This is a genomic window from Streptomyces sp. NPDC126497, assembly GCF_040302425.1.
Classification (GTDB): Bacteria; Actinomycetota; Actinomycetes; order Streptomycetales; family Streptomycetaceae; genus Streptomyces.
Genome location: NZ_JBEORT010000096.1, coordinates 1 through 13,483 on the forward strand (window position 1 = coordinate 1; position 13,483 = coordinate 13,483).

Consider the following 13,483-nt stretch of genomic DNA (forward strand, 5'->3'; position numbering starts at 1 on the left):
GGCCCGGCGGCCGACGCCGAGCTGATCGGCGCGCTCGCCGCGACCGCGTCCACCGTCGGCCGGATCCCCGAGCGGCGCCGCCCGCAGCCGGTGGCCGAGCCACCGCGCCCGGAGCCCGTGCTGTTCCTGCTGGACCTGGCGATGCCGCGGGACATCGACGCGGCCGCGCACCGGCTGGCCGGCGTGCGCCTCGTCGACCTCGAATCGCTCGCGGAGGCCTCCGCGGACGCTCCGATGGCTGCCGATGTGGAGCAGGTGCGGCGTATCGTCTCCGACGAGGTCGCCGCGTTCGGGGCGGCACAGCGGGCGGCGCACATCACGCCGACCGTCGTCGCCCTGCGCACCATGGCGGCCGACGTGGTGGCCGGTGAGATCGCCCGTCTCGAGGGACGGCTCCCCGGCCTGGACGACAAGCACCGCGCGGAGATCACCCAGACCGTGCGGCGGGTGGTCGACAAGCTGCTGCACGCGCCGACCGTACGGGTCAAGCAGCTCGCGGCCGAGCCCGGCGGCGCCGGGTACGCGGACGCGCTGCGCACCCTGTTCGACCTCGACCCCGAGACGGTGGCCTCCGTCTCCCGAGCCGAGGAAAGCACCGAGAAGAACGCAGAGAACCGAGGGCCGGGATGACTGAGAAGGCACTGAGGCTGGGAACACGGCGGAGCAAGCTCGCCATGGCCCAGTCCGGGCAGGTGGCGGAAGCCGTGAGCCAGGTGACCGGACGGCCCGTCGAGCTCGTCGAGATCACCACGTACGGCGACGTCTCGCGCGAGCACCTCGCGCAGATCGGCGGCACGGGGGTCTTCGTGGCCGCGCTGCGCGAGGCGCTGGCGCGCGGCGAGGTGGACCTCGCGGTGCACTCGCTGAAGGACCTGCCGACCACGCAGCCCGACGAACTGGTCGTGGCGGCCATACCGGTGCGCGAGGACCCGCGCGACGTGATGGTCACGCGCGACGGGCTGAAGTTCACCGACCTGCCGCGCGGCGCCCGCATCGGCACGGGTTCGCCGCGCCGCATGGCGCAGCTGAACGCGTACGCGCGCGGCCACGGCATGGACATCGAGACGGTTCCGATCCGCGGCAACGTCGACACCCGCATCGGGTACGTCCTGAAGGGCGAACTGGATGCCGTGGTGCTGGCCGCCGCCGGAATGAACCGGATCGGACGCAGTGACGAGGTGACCGACTTCCTGTCGGTCGACACGGTGCTGCCCGCCCCCGGCCAGGGGGCCCTGGCGGTCGAGTGCGCCGCGGACAACGCGGAGCTCATCGCCGCGCTCGCCGAGCTCGACGACCCGTTCACGCGGGCCGCCGTGACGGCCGAGCGTTCCCTGCTCGCCGCCCTGGAGGCCGGCTGCTCCGCCCCTGTGGGCGCGCTGGCCGACCTTCCCTCCTGGGGGAACCCCCAGGCCGACGGGCAGATTGTCAAGGAGATGCGCCTGCGCGGCGTCGTCGGCACGACCGACGGCTCGACGCTGGTGCAGCTGTCCACCACCGGTCCCGTGCCCGAGACGCACGAGGCGGCGACGGCGCTCGGTCGCGAACTCGCCACCGAGATGCTCGCGCAGGGCGCGGCCGGTCTGATGGGGGAGCGAGCACAGTGAGCCCCACCACCCTTCCCGCCCCTCCGGAACACGGGCACGTCACCTTCCTCGGTGCCGGACCCGGGGATCCGGGACTGCTGACCCTGCGCGCCGTGGAGGCGCTGGCGAACGCGGACGTCCTCGTCGCCGAGCACGAGGTGCTCGACGTCGTGCGCACGCACGCGCGGCAGGGCGTCGCCGAAGTGCACACGGACTCCGACACGTCGGAACCGGGCACGGGCACGCCCCAGCTGACGGTCGTCGACGGCGCGTCAACAACCGCCGGTGTCCCCGCGGTGCGGGATGCCGCACATCTTGTCATGGAGGCCGCGCGGGGCGGCAGGCGGGTCGTGCGTGCGGTGTCCGGTGACCCCGGGCTCGACGCGTACGCCGCCGAGGAGATGCTGGCGTGCGCCTCGGCCGGGGTGCCGTTCGAGGTCGTCCCCGGTGTCGCGACCGCCGTCGGTGTGCCCGCGTACGCCGGTGTGCCGCTGCGCGACGCCGAGGGCGCGGACGTCCGTTTCGTGGACGCGCGCACGGCCTCGGACCGGTGCTGGACGGAGGTCGGGGCGTCGGACGGCACGGTGGTCGTCTCCACCACGCTCGACTCCGTGGCCGCGGCGGCGGGCGAACTGGTGTCCGCCGGGCGCAAGCCCGACACCCCGCTGACGGTGACGGTCGCCGGTACGACGACCCGGCAGCGCACCTGGACGGCGACGCTCGGCACGATCGCGCAGACGCTGAAGCAGGCGAAGGTGCTGCCCTCCCCGGAGGGCGGCCGGCCGGTGATAGCCGTGGTCGGCGAGCGCAGCGCCCCCGCCCAGCGCGACCGGCTGGCGTGGTTCGAGTCCAAGCCGCTGTTCGGCTGGAAGGTGCTCGTGCCGCGGACGAAGGAGCAGGCGGCGTCGCTCTCCGACCAGCTGCGGTCGTACGGCGCCGTGCCGCACGAGGTCCCGACGATCGCGGTGGAGCCCCCGCGCACCCCGCAGCAGATGGAGCGGGCGGTCAAGGGTCTGGTGACGGGCCGCTACGAGTGGATCGCGTTCACCTCGGTCAACGCGGTGAAGGCGGTCCGGGAGAAGTTCGAGGAGTACGGCCTCGACGCCCGCGCCTTCGCGGGGATCAAGGTCGCCGCGGTGGGCGAGCAGACGGCCAACGCGCTGATCGCCTTCGGCGTGAAGCCGGACCTGGTGCCGAGCGGCGAGCAGTCGGCCGCCGGTCTGCTGGAGGACTGGCCGCCCTACGACCCGGTCTTCGACCCGATCGACCGCGTCTTCCTGCCGCGCGCCGACATCGCCACGGAGACCCTGGTCGCCGGTCTGATCGAGCTGGGCTGGGAGGTCGACGACGTCACGGCGTACCGGACCGTGCGCGCCTCGCCGCCGCCGGCGGAGACCCGTGAGGCGATCAAGGGCGGCGGCTTCGACGCGGTGCTGTTCACCTCGTCGTCGACGGTCCGGAACCTGGTCGGCATCGCGGGCAAGCCGCACAACGTGACGGTGATCGCCTGCATCGGCCCGGCGACGGCGAAGACGGCCGAGGAGCACGGCCTGCGCGTGGACGTGATGGCTCCCGAGCCGTCGGTCCACAAGCTGGCGGAGGCCCTGGCCGACTTCGGCGCCCGGCGCCGGCTGGCGGCGCTGGAGGCCGGCGACCCGGTGACCCGGCCGAGCGAGCGGCGGCCGGGGGCGCGCAGGCGGCGGTCGACGACGTAGGGATCCCGGCCGGGGGTCCGAGGTGAGGCGCCCTTTCGGGGGCGCCTCTCCTCGTGGTGGGTCGGGGCGGTCGGGGTGTCCGCGTTCAACGCAGGTCCCGCTGCACCCGGTCCGGCCTCCGGCCCGACGGCGGGCTCGACCGGCTCCACGCGGGGACTCGGTCATGGCGGCCCCGGTGCCGGGGAGGGCTACGTCCGGCTGCTGACCGCGATGAACCTGCCGCTGTGACAGCCCACCCCGGAGTCCGGGCCTGCGGAATCCCGCCGGCGGTCCCGTCGGCGGCCGGTACGGTGCGACGCAGAGCCAAAGGGGGTGAGCTGGTGCGCCGTCCGGTGCTGTTGGTGGATGCGGACGGACCGCTGAATCCGTATGCCGCCAAGCCACGCCGGCGGCCGGAGGGATATGGACGCACCGGTTGCCGACGCCGCTCGGCGGCAAGCCGCCGAGCGGCGTCGGCTGACTGAGTGGGGGCTGCCGAACAGACCCGTGCAGCCGCTGCGGGTGTGGCTCGACCCGAACCACGGCCCAGCGCTGCACGCGCTTCCGGGGTGCCGCGTGGGCGACCGGTCCGCCGGGCGTACCGGCGTTCGGACGCGTACGGGAGGAAGGTCGCCCAGGCGGTGGGGGTGAGGCGGGGCCGTGGTGTCTTCCTCCGCGATCCCGTGGCCGAGGGAACCGGCTTCGTCCCGCAGGCAATGCGGTGGATCGTGGAGCAGACGCTCGGCATCCTCGCCGAGCCCGAACCGGGTCCGTTCAGCCAACGCCGCCCGTAGCCGCGCCCTCCGCTCCAAGCCCCCGGTCCCTCACGGCTGCCGCACTCGTCATCCGGCTCACGGCGCGATCGCTAGTAACCCGTCGTGCGGAGCCACCGCATCGTTGCGACGAGTTCTTCGCCGAAGTCCTCGCAACGTGCGAGCAACTCGCGACCCGTCGACGAGTCGAGCAGCCCTTCGGAAGCGGGGAAGGTCCGGAGGGCGCCGTGGCAGACGGACTCGATAACGGAGTTGCGTGACGCGAAGTACCCCTCGTTCGCCCGGTCCGCCAGGTCGGCGAGGTACTGGCGGTGGGCTTCCTCCGAGGGGTGAGGGTAGAACGAGTCCTCGACGAGACCGTCGAGGTGGTTCGCCAGGCCGGCCGAGGATTCGACCACTCGCTCGACTTTGTCCACGTCGGGCTTGTCCAGCAACTCGCCGAAGGTCAGCAGGCTGCCGATGGTCTCCAACTGGAAGAGCTGGACCGTGTCCGGATCAACTTCAGACGTGAAGAGCGGGGCCGTGCGCAGCTCGGCGATCGCTTGCCGGTATGCGCCATTCGACTGTTCGCCGGCAGGTGATGCTGCCAGCCGGAACAGCGACTCCAGCACAGCCCGATCGACGCCCCACTCCGCATCCAACTCGAACGCGAGTACCGGCGCGCGGCATCGCCACAGGGCCAGGACGGCGGCCTGGCGCCGATGGACGGGCTTCAGGTCCGCCAGCCGCTCGATCTGTACCACGACCTTGGGTCAGCCCTTCTGATCCACCATCCCCCCGGCCCTTCGCCTCGGGACACTGTAGAGGCCACCGAAGGACCACGTTCGCGTCCGGTCCATCGATGGCACACGTGCTGGACACGCTGGAGGCCAAGTTCCCCGAAGCGGCAGACCACTTGGACACCGCCCAGCACGACCTGCCGGCCTTCACGGCCTTCCCGCGGGGGATCTGGCGACAGATCCGGTCGAACAACCCGCAGGAACGGCTGAACAAGGAGATCCTCCCCCACGGCTGCGCCGCGGGAGGTGCCCCCAGCCGCACCGACGTGGTCGGCGTCTTCCCCGACCGCACCGCCGTCATCCGGCTGGTCGGGGCGGTCCTGGCCGAGCGGAACGACGAATGGACCGAAGTCCTCCGCTCCATGGGCCGCGAACTCCTCGCCAAGACCCGACTCCACCCGATCGAGTCAGAAACCGACGACCCGGCCCACCGGTCAGCGCTTTCCCATGGGGGCAGGCAAGGTGGCGGTCGAGCCAAGACACCGCAGGTCTACCGCACGGCCCTGGCATAGCCACCTGCGCTCATGCCGAACTCCCGCCGGAAGTGCCGGTTGAGCTGGCTCTGGTCACAGTAACCAAGCTCGGCGGCGGTCTCCGCCACGGATCGTCCCGCTGCCAGCATGGACTTGGCGCGTGCCAAGCGCAACAGGGTCCGGTAATGGTGCGGTGGAACCCCGTAAGCCTGCCGGAAACTCCTGATCAAGTGGCGTTTGCTGCAACCGGCGACTGCCGCGAGGTCGTCGAGCTTGATGTTGGAGCTCAGTTGGCTGTGGAGCATCTCCCGTACGTGACGAAGCGCTCGAGGACGAAGTGTCGGACTCGCTGCGCCGGGAGCATCCGCATGCCTGGCGAGCAGGACGTTCAGCAAGTGGATCAGCGACGACTCGAGGTCCAACTCGTCCTCGTCGCCCGCCAAACCCCTGTGCAGCGCAGCAATGCCGTTGAAGAGGCTGTGGTCTGAATAGGTCACCTCATGAAAGCGCGGCCGGCCTGTGCCGGCCGACATGAGATCGGCGTCGATGAACATCAGTTGCACAACGGCCTGGCCGTCAGCGGCGGCTTTGTCCTGAGCGAGGCAGCTCACGACCTCATGGGGCTCGATCACCGTCACCGCGCCAGGAACAGGGGGACCCTGGGTCCGCCCGAGGTACTGAAAAGGGGGTGCAGAGCCGCCATGCGCGATCTTGACGGTGTACCCGCTGTTCACAACGGTCGGGAAGGCACCCTCGGCAACGCGCACAGCCAGGCTCTCGACTCCGAACCGTGCTCTTCTGCGACGCCCGTCGACCGCGGACTCAGCCATGTCATTTTCGCCCTAGTTCGGCTTGTTCGATTGATCTTACAGTTCCTGGCAAGACAAGCGCATCCGTCGGGCCAGGGAGGCACGACACTCGAAGGTCGAGCCAGTCGCCCTCCCCTGCCGTCAGACCGCGGGACGAACACCTGACGAGATCTGTGCACCGCTGCGGAGATCACCGTCCACACCGACCCAGGTGTCGGACGGCCGTTCCTGGCCCATCAGGCTCGCGGCCACGACCGCCCGTTCCATGCCTACCGCCAGTTACGACAGGCGCTATGTCAACACCGATCTCGAAAGGGCTCCGATGAGCAAGCCGTACAGCGACGCCGCCAACATCCCGGTCAACGCGTCGCAACCCGTCCTCACCTACCACCCGGTCACCCTCGACGTTCCCGGACGGCCCGTGCCGCTGGAGGTCAAGGTGTCGATCCCCGCGACCGGCACCGACCTGCCGCTCATCCTCCTGTCCCACGGGCACGGGCTGGCGAACTTCCTGTCCTCCTACAACGGCTACGGGCCGCTGGCGAACTTCTTCGCCGCCCACGGGTTCGCGGTCGTCCAGCCGACCCACCTGGACTCGACGGCCCTCGGTCTGCGCGACACCGACCTCAAGGACGCGCCTCTGTTCTGGCGTGACCGCGCCACCGACATGCACACCATCCTCGACCGCCTCGACGACATCGAGGCCGCCGTCCCCGGTCTTGCCGAACGGCGGATCGACAGGGACCGTGTCGGCGCCGTAGGACACTCCCTGGGCGGCAACACCGTCTCCCTCCTCCTCGGAGCCCAGATGCTGGACCCGGACGACGACCGGCCGAAGGACCTCTCCGACTCTCGTGTCAAGGCGGGAGTGCTCATCGGAGCTCCGGGCATCGGCAACGACGAGCACTTCGCCGAGTGGGCCAAGACGAACTACCCGGTGCTGTATTACACCGACTTCGAGCAGATGACGGGCACCGCCCTGATCATCGTGGGCGATCAGGACCTCAACCCCAACTTCTCCAATCGGCTCAGCTACCGTGCGGACGCTTACTCGGCCAGCCCCGGCGGCAACAAGACCATGGTGACCATGTACGGCGCCGGTCACATCTTCGGTGGCATATCCGGATACGACGCGGCAGAGACGGACGACGAGAATCCCGAGCGCGTGGCGACCCTGCGGGCTCTCGTGTGGGCCTACTTGCGCAGCCAGCTCTACTCGGCCGACCCGTCCTGGAAGAACGCGGTGAACGCCCTGGAGAACGGTGAAGACCCGATGGCCATGGTCGAAACGAGGTAGTTCCGCGAGGTGGTCGGCGGCGCGACGGCCGCCGCCCACCGCACTTCATCGCACCGAAGCCCTCCACCCCAGCACGGATCGCACAGGAGCAACCGCCATGTGGACCACGTTCGCCGCCACCGTCGGCGGAAGCGCCGCCGGCCTCACCGGCCTCACCTTCATCGTTGTCGCCTTCCGCTTCGACGTCGTCGCCACCTCCCAGGAATACCGCAACCGCGCCGCGCAAACCGTCTCCCTGTTCCTGACAACCACAGTCACCGCATCGCTGGTCACCCTGCCGCAGCCGACCTGGGCGCTCGGGGTCGAACTGCTGGTCGCCGCAGCAGCAAGCGCAAGTCTGCTCTTGGTGCTCGACCACGCGGCCCGCCGTGGCACGTCCCAGCATGCGCGGCCCATCCTCGTCGTCGCGCTCGTCGTGTTCGCGGCAGGTATCGCCGCCGCCGGACTGTTCGCCACCGTCGGCTCCACCAAGGGAATGGGCTTCTACGCCGCGAGTTCGCTGCTCGGCCTCATGTGGGGCGTCTACGGGACGTGGGTCTTCCTCACCCAGGCGGGCACAGATCGGATCAACGCGGTGGCACACGGGCATGACCGGCCCGGCACCGTGCCGGCCGCCTGAGCGGCCCCGCACAGTGAGGCGGTGCGGGACTGTGACGGTGGGTGCTCGCCTGTGATCATTCAGCGTGCATGATGCGAACACGCTTGTGGGAACGGTGCTTTCGGGGTTGTCGGCGTTGGTCATCGAGGATGTGGCGGACGGCGGCGAGACAGTCCGGGTTTCGGCTCGGCCCCGTGATGTTCCCGTTCCCCGTCCGGTGCGCGGGGTGGTGACGGGGAGGGGCCACGGGGATCACGGCCGGACGGTGCGGGATGTGCCGGTCGACGGCCGACAGGTCGTGGTCCGGGCGAGGACACGACGGCTGGTCGGCCATGCCCCTTGTCGTGGTGTGGGCGATCAGTCGTCCGACGTGGCGGTGGGGGAAGGCGATCCGTTCGGCGAGGACCTCGGTGGCTGCGGTGAAGCGCCGTCCTGCAGGTGTCACGACGCTTTGGTCCGCGGTCGTCGTCGGTCGTCTGCCTCACCCGCGCACCGTGACCGCCGGTGCTGACATCCGGGCCCGCCGGCCGGGGCGAGGGGGACCAGCGGGGGCGGGTCAGTCGCCCTGGCCGGCGCTGCCGATCGGGCCGACCTTCACCGGGGTGCCGGAGCCGTCCGTGACGGGCAGCGAGGCGGCGCCCGGCCAGTCGAGGGTGACCGACTTCGTCTCGTTCGGCGGGGTCACCACGAGACCGGTGATGCGGACGCCGGAACCGCCCGTGTCGTTGGCCGGGTAGGAGATCGAGAAGGAGATCGACTTGCCGTCCTTCAGGACGGTCGCGGGGGCCGACTCACCCGTGCGCTCCGCGGACACCGTCCCCGCGTTGGTCTTCAGGTCCACACCGGCGAAGCCCGCGATCGAGCAGTCCCGGCCGCCGCCGTTGGTGAACGTCACGGCGACGGTGTTGTCCTGGTCGCCGTCGATGGTGCTGTCGGTCGCCGTGACCTCCAGTTCGTCGGTGCGGCACGCGCCGGTCGTGCCGTTCTCGTTGGAGCCGGTTCCGGCGACCGTGCCCTGCCCCTCGTCCGCGCTGTCATCGGCGGAGTCCTTCGCGGCGCCCTGGGCCGAGGCGCCGGAGCCGGAGTTCGAACCACCCTTCGAGGAGGAGGACGAGGCGCTCCGGTCCGTGGCGGCGTCGTCGTTCTGACAGGCGGTGAGCGAGAGACCCGCGACGACGGCCAGGGCTGCGATGGTGATCTTGTTGACGCGCATGGTGTCTTCCTCGGTGTCGGTCGGTGTGCCGGCCCGTCGGTACGAGCGGGCGTTGCTGACCTCCAAGACCAGTCCGTTCCGCCCGTCGTTCAGCCCAACCGCCCGCTCGTACAACCCTGTTACACGCGAAGACGGGAGCGGTGCGCGCCACCGCCGGGCGCACCCCCGTCCGTACCGCGTCGTATCGGGCCGCGGGCCCGGCCGGGACGGCGGTTCCCGCACCGTTCCGCGCCCGGGCGCGGCCGTCGTCGGCTGGGACGGATCCGTGACCCGGCGGTCCTTGACCGCAGCCGGTGGCCGCGTCCTCCTCCGGGCACCCGCCCGTACGGACGGCTGCCGAGCGTCAGCCGAGGCGGCGGATCGGGGTGCCGGCGAGGTAGGCCTCGATGTCCTCGACCGCCTGGCCGTAGTACGTGCGGTAGTTGAGCTGGGAGACGTAGCCGAGGTGGGGGGTGGCCAGGAGGCGGGGCGCGGTGCGCATCGGGTGGTCGGCGGGGAGCGGTTCGGTGTCGAAGACGTCGACCGCCGCGCCCGCGATCCGGGACTCGTGGAGTGCGGTGAGCAGGGCGTCCTGGTCGACGAGTGCCGAGCGGGAGGTGTTGACCAGGTGGGCGGTCGGCTTCATCAGGGCCAGTTCGGGGGCGCCCAGGATGCCCCGGGTGGTGTCGCCCAGGACGAGGTGGATCGATACGAAGTCGCTGGTGCGGAGCAAGTCCTCCTTCGAGGGAGCCGGTTCGACGCCCACCTCGTCCGCGCGTTCCTTGGTGAGGTGGGGGCTCCAGGCCGTGACCTCCATGCCGAAGGCGAGGCCCACCCGTGCCACCCGGCTGCCGATCTTGCCCAGTCCGAGCAGGCCGAGGCGGCGGCCGTGCAGATCGGCGCCGACCGTCGACTGCCAGGGGCCGTTCGCCCGCAGGGCGTTGTTCTCCGTGACGATGCCGCGGGCCAGTCCGAGCAGCAGGGCCCAGGTCAGCTCCACCGGCGGGGTGGGGGAGCTCTGGGTGCCGCAGACCGTGACGCCGTTGCGTTCGGCGGCGGCGTGGTCGATGACCGAGTTGCGCATGCCGGAGGCGACGATCAGCTTCAGCCGGGGGAGCCGGTCGAGCAGGGAGGCGCGGAAGGGGACGCGTTCCCGCAGCGTCACCGCGATGTCGAAGTCCGCGAGCACAGCGGCCAGTTCGTCCTCGGTGGCGAAGTGCTCGGTGAAGGCGGTGACCTCCACCCGGTCCTGGACGGGGCTCCAGTCGACGATCGTGGTGGCGATGTCCTGGAAGTCGTCGAGCACGGCGCAGCGAAGCCGCATGTCGTTCCTTTCCCCTGATGCCGGTGCCTCCGCCACGGCTCGGGCGGACGCCCCTGGATTGTCCGGCACAAGGGGCGGGGGAGGGCCGCGACGGCGATCCACACCGCGGCGAGCACGGTGATGGCCGTGGCGGGAGAGGGGTACTGGGCGAGGAGGCGGACGAGCGCGGCGACGATGCTCCTGGCCGGCCGTCCCGATCCGCGCTCCACACGTGGCCGGGCCCCACCGGCAACACCCGAGGTTCACGGCCGTCGGCGCCTCACACGGTGTCACAAGCCGCACGGGAGGCGGTGTGGTGTGCCCCCGAACGTCCTCCGCATACGGGCCGGAATCAGTCCCACCGCTTGTCGGGGGCAACTGGGGTGATTCATGGGCGAGTCGAACTGGTGGAGGCGTGAACTTGTCCACTGTCCGCCCTTTTTCCATAACGACAACGGCCGAAAAGCTTTCACGTCTGGCCAATACGGGCGCTTTCTGCTTTCGTGTGCGTCCTTTTCGGCCAGATTGGCGGCGGGGTGGACGCCCGTGCGGCCCACGTCTGTCCGGTCCCCCGGGGCGGAGTCGGGAAAACGCCTGGTGGCAACTTGTCTCAGAGGAAGTGCCCGCCCGGTGACGTTTCCGTGGGAGCGATCCCACACCCCGCACACTGATCGCGTCCGGCCGATCCGGCCACGTTCACCTCCGCTTCCGTGAAGGACCCTTCCGCGATGAGCGAACCCGGCAGAGCCCTGCCCTCCTGCCGTTCCCGTACGCGACGCCCCACCGTCCCGAACCGGTTCACCGGACCCACCCGCCGGGCCGGACGCCTGCTGTGCTGGAGCCTCGCCGCCGGCATGGCCACGGCCGCGACCGACCTCCTCCTCGCACCGTCCGCCGGCTGGTGGCCCGCCCTCTGGCCGCTGCCCTGGTACCTCACCTGCGTGTCCCTCCTCGCCTGGGCCGTCCTGCGCGCCCGCGAGAAGGCCGCGCACCGGCCGCCGGACGAGGAGGACCTCCCCGGCGAGTGGGACACGGTGGCGTGAGGTGAGGACGGCTGCGCGTGCCGTGGCCGTGGTCCGGGGGACGCCGGGACCAAAGGGCCGGGCCGACTCCGCGTCGGCAAAGGCAGGGGAGGGGCGGGCGTAGCGTAGGTGGTATGACGACGTACGGATCCTTCCCCGGCGCGCGGCCGCGGCGTCTGCGTACCACCCCCGCCATGCGGCGCATGGTCGCCGAGACCCGGCTGCACCCCGCCGACCTCATCCTCCCGGCCTTCGTGCGCGAGGGTGCGGACGAGCCCGTGCCGATCGGGGCGATGCCCGGTGTCGTGCAGCACACGCGGGACACCCTGAAGAAGGCGGCGGCGGAGGCCGTGGCGGCCGGGATCTCCGGGATCATGCTGTTCGGCGTGCCGGAGGAGTCCAAGAAGGACGCCCTCGGGACGCCCGGCACCGACCCGGACGGGATCCTCCAGGTGGCCTTGCGGGACGTGCGGGCCGAGGTCGGGGACGACCTGCTCGTCATGTCCGACCTGTGCCTCGACGAGTTCACCGACCACGGGCACTGCGGGGTCCTCGACGAGCGGGGGCGCGTCGACAACGACGCCACGCTCGAGCGGTACGCCGAGATGGCCCAGGTGCAGGCCGACGCGGGCGCCCACGTGGTCGGGCCGAGCGGGATGATGGACGGGCAGATCGGGGTGATCCGCGACGCCCTGGACCAGATCGGCCGGGAGGACGTGGCGGTCCTCGCCTACACCGCCAAGTACGCCTCCGCCTTCTACGGGCCGTTCCGGGAGGCCGTCGGCTCCTCGCTGCAGGGCGACCGCAAGACGTACCAGCAGGACCCGGCCAACGTCCGCGAGTCGATGCGCGAGCTGGCGCTCGACCTGGAGGAGGGCGCCGACATGGTCATGGTGAAGCCGGCGGGCCCGTACCTGGACGTCCTGGCCAAGGTCGCGGACGCGGTGGACGTGCCGGTGGCGGCGTACCAGATCTCCGGTGAGTACTCGATGATCGAGGCCGCCGCGGAGAAGGGCTGGATCGACCGGGACCGGGCGATCCTCGAGGCGCTGACCGGCATCAAGCGGGCCGGCGCGCAGAACATCCTCACCTACTGGGCCACCGAGGTGGCCCAGAAGCTGGGAGCCGTTCAGTAGGTGAGGGCGTCGGCCTGCGACTGCTGCCAGTACGTCACCGCCATGCTGCTGTCGTAGTACACGCCGTCCGCCGGGAGGGCGGGGACGGCCGACGGGCCGCCGTCGCTGTTCGGGGTACGGCCCTGGAAGGCGACGGTGAGCTTGTGGGCGGTGGTGCCGCCGTCCCCGCTGCCGTCGGCGGCCGACAGGAGCACGCCGGCGTACGCCGTCTCCCCCGGGGCGAGGGTGACCACGGCCTGCGGCTTCGACGCCTCGACGGGCTGCGGCACCCACTGCATCTCGTCGAAGCGGAGCACCGGGTAGTAGGTGAGGTCACAGGTCCGCGAACCCGAGTTCTGGACCGTGATCAGCATGTGGTTGACGGGGCGGGAGACCGGCCGGGCGTCGACGGTGGTGTTGGAGCCGTTGCAGGAGACCCGGGTCTGCGGGTCGTCGTCGGAGTCCTTCGTGCCGCCGCCGGCCTTGCCGCCGGCGCCCGTCCCCCCGGCGCTTCCGGTGCCCGAGCCGCCGGTGCCGGTGTCCTCGTTCCCGCCCTGGGAGGGCTTGTCCGAGGCGGAGTCGCCCTTCGAGGAGCCCGGGGGAGTGTCCGCGGTGGCCGTCGCGCCCGGCTGCGACGTTCCGGCGCCCTCGTCCACGGTGCCCGTGCCGTCCTCGCAGGCCGTGAGGGCGAGGGTGGCGAGGACGGCTCCGGCGGCGGCGATCAGACGGATGCGGGACGTACGCATGGCGAATTCCTTTGTGTGAGTACGGCTTTGGAGTGACCGCTCGACCGGGGGCCGGGAGCGGCGTGCTTGGATGACCAGAGCTTGTGCGGTGAACCGTCC

12 protein-coding genes and 2 pseudogenes are annotated in these 13,483 nt (G+C 71.1%); 9 read left to right on the forward strand and 5 right to left on the reverse strand.

Annotated features, from left to right (window positions below):
* The 3 genes from ABTY20_RS28740 to ABTY20_RS28750 all read left to right on the forward strand — a co-directional run.
* Window positions 1–630, forward strand: a 630-nt coding sequence (locus ABTY20_RS28740; protein WP_502991907.1) for a glutamyl-tRNA reductase, incomplete at its 5' end; no start/stop codon positions are given.
* The gene (gene hemC / locus ABTY20_RS28745) at window positions 627–1,604 is read left to right on the forward strand and encodes a hydroxymethylbilane synthase (protein ID WP_351999973.1); all 978 of its coding nucleotides are present in this window, start codon (window positions 627–629) and stop codon (window positions 1,602–1,604) included. The genes ABTY20_RS28740 and hemC, both read left to right, overlap by 4 nt.
* Complete coding sequence (locus ABTY20_RS28750) at window positions 1,601–3,298, forward strand: bifunctional uroporphyrinogen-III C-methyltransferase/uroporphyrinogen-III synthase (RefSeq protein WP_351999975.1); 1,698 nt, start codon at window positions 1,601–1,603, stop codon at window positions 3,296–3,298. The genes hemC and ABTY20_RS28750 overlap by 4 nt, the downstream gene beginning before the upstream one ends.
* Window positions 3,299–4,142: 844 nt before the next feature.
* Here the strand turns inward: ABTY20_RS28750 and ABTY20_RS28755 are convergent.
* On the reverse strand, window positions 4,143–4,793 hold the full coding sequence (locus tag ABTY20_RS28755) for a hypothetical protein (RefSeq protein WP_351999976.1): 651 nt from the start codon (window positions 4,791–4,793) through the stop codon (window positions 4,143–4,145).
* 107 nt (window positions 4,794–4,900) lie between these two features.
* Between ABTY20_RS28755 and ABTY20_RS28760 the strand changes: the two are divergent.
* Window positions 4,901–5,341 (forward strand): annotated as a pseudogene (locus ABTY20_RS28760) (transposase); the annotation flags it as partial.
* Here the strand turns inward: ABTY20_RS28760 and ABTY20_RS28765 are convergent.
* Entirely contained in the window at window positions 5,320–6,132 is an 813-nt protein-coding gene (locus tag ABTY20_RS28765; RefSeq protein ID WP_351999978.1) for a helix-turn-helix domain-containing protein, read from the reverse strand. The pseudogene ABTY20_RS28760 and the gene ABTY20_RS28765 sit on opposite strands and share 22 nt — an antisense overlap.
* Before the next feature lie 301 nt (window positions 6,133–6,433).
* On the opposite strand from ABTY20_RS28765, the gene ABTY20_RS28770 reads away from it, so the two are divergent.
* The 3 genes and pseudogenes from ABTY20_RS28770 to ABTY20_RS28780 form a co-directional block, all read left to right on the forward strand.
* The gene (locus ABTY20_RS28770; RefSeq protein ID WP_352000007.1) at window positions 6,434–7,408 is read left to right on the forward strand and encodes an alpha/beta hydrolase family protein; all 975 of its coding nucleotides are present in this window, start codon (window positions 6,434–6,436) and stop codon (window positions 7,406–7,408) included.
* 97 nt (window positions 7,409–7,505) lie between these two features.
* Window positions 7,506–8,027, forward strand: a complete 522-nt coding sequence (locus ABTY20_RS28775; protein ID WP_351999980.1) for a hypothetical protein — start codon at window positions 7,506–7,508, stop codon at window positions 8,025–8,027.
* A 64-nt stretch (window positions 8,028–8,091) separates the two neighbouring features.
* A pseudogene (locus ABTY20_RS28780) lies at window positions 8,092–8,334 on the forward strand (ISL3 family transposase); the annotation flags it as partial.
* 228 nt (window positions 8,335–8,562) lie between these two features.
* Here ABTY20_RS28780 and ABTY20_RS28785 read toward each other — a convergent pair.
* Window positions 8,563–9,219 (reverse strand): DUF4232 domain-containing protein, encoded by a 657-nt coding sequence (locus tag ABTY20_RS28785; protein WP_351999981.1) that lies wholly within the window; start codon window positions 9,217–9,219, stop codon window positions 8,563–8,565.
* 343 nt (window positions 9,220–9,562) lie between these two features.
* Complete coding sequence (locus ABTY20_RS28790; RefSeq protein WP_351999983.1) at window positions 9,563–10,522, reverse strand: D-2-hydroxyacid dehydrogenase family protein; 960 nt, start codon at window positions 10,520–10,522, stop codon at window positions 9,563–9,565.
* Window positions 10,523–11,229: 707 nt separating this feature from the next.
* On the opposite strand from ABTY20_RS28790, the gene ABTY20_RS28795 reads away from it, so the two are divergent.
* Window positions 11,230–11,544, forward strand: coding sequence for a hypothetical protein (locus tag ABTY20_RS28795; RefSeq protein ID WP_351999985.1), 315 nt, complete (start codon window positions 11,230–11,232; stop codon window positions 11,542–11,544).
* Between the two features lie 113 nt (window positions 11,545–11,657).
* Window positions 11,658–12,659, forward strand: a complete 1,002-nt coding sequence (gene hemB, locus ABTY20_RS28800; RefSeq protein ID WP_351999986.1) for a porphobilinogen synthase — start codon at window positions 11,658–11,660, stop codon at window positions 12,657–12,659.
* Here hemB and ABTY20_RS28805 read toward each other — a convergent pair.
* The gene (locus ABTY20_RS28805) at window positions 12,653–13,384 is read right to left on the reverse strand and encodes a DUF4232 domain-containing protein (protein WP_351999988.1); all 732 of its coding nucleotides are present in this window, start codon (window positions 13,382–13,384) and stop codon (window positions 12,653–12,655) included. The genes hemB and ABTY20_RS28805 overlap by 7 nt on opposite strands.
* Window positions 13,385–13,483 lie beyond the last annotated feature (99 nt).

Bases quoted from the DNA above. Each gene is read 5' to 3' on its own strand.
- ABTY20_RS28770 (WP_352000007.1), top strand. From the start codon at position 6,434: ATGAGCAAGCCGTACAGCGACGCCGCCAACATCCCGGTCAACGCGTCG.
- ABTY20_RS28790 (WP_351999983.1), bottom strand. From the start codon at position 10,522: ATGCGGCTTCGCTGCGCCGTGCTCGACGACTTCCAGGACATCGCCACC.
- ABTY20_RS28805 (WP_351999988.1), bottom strand. From the start codon at position 13,384: ATGCGTACGTCCCGCATCCGTCTGATCGCCGCCGCCGGAGCCGTCCTC.
- hemC (WP_351999973.1), top strand. From the start codon at position 627: ATGACTGAGAAGGCACTGAGGCTGGGAACACGGCGGAGCAAGCTCGCC.
- ABTY20_RS28785 (WP_351999981.1), bottom strand. From the start codon at position 9,219: ATGCGCGTCAACAAGATCACCATCGCAGCCCTGGCCGTCGTCGCGGGT.
- ABTY20_RS28775 (WP_351999980.1), top strand. From the start codon at position 7,506: ATGTGGACCACGTTCGCCGCCACCGTCGGCGGAAGCGCCGCCGGCCTC.
- hemB (WP_351999986.1), top strand. From the start codon at position 11,658: ATGACGACGTACGGATCCTTCCCCGGCGCGCGGCCGCGGCGTCTGCGT.
- ABTY20_RS28795 (WP_351999985.1), top strand. From the start codon at position 11,230: ATGAGCGAACCCGGCAGAGCCCTGCCCTCCTGCCGTTCCCGTACGCGA.
- ABTY20_RS28765 (WP_351999978.1), bottom strand. From the start codon at position 6,132: ATGGCTGAGTCCGCGGTCGACGGGCGTCGCAGAAGAGCACGGTTCGGA.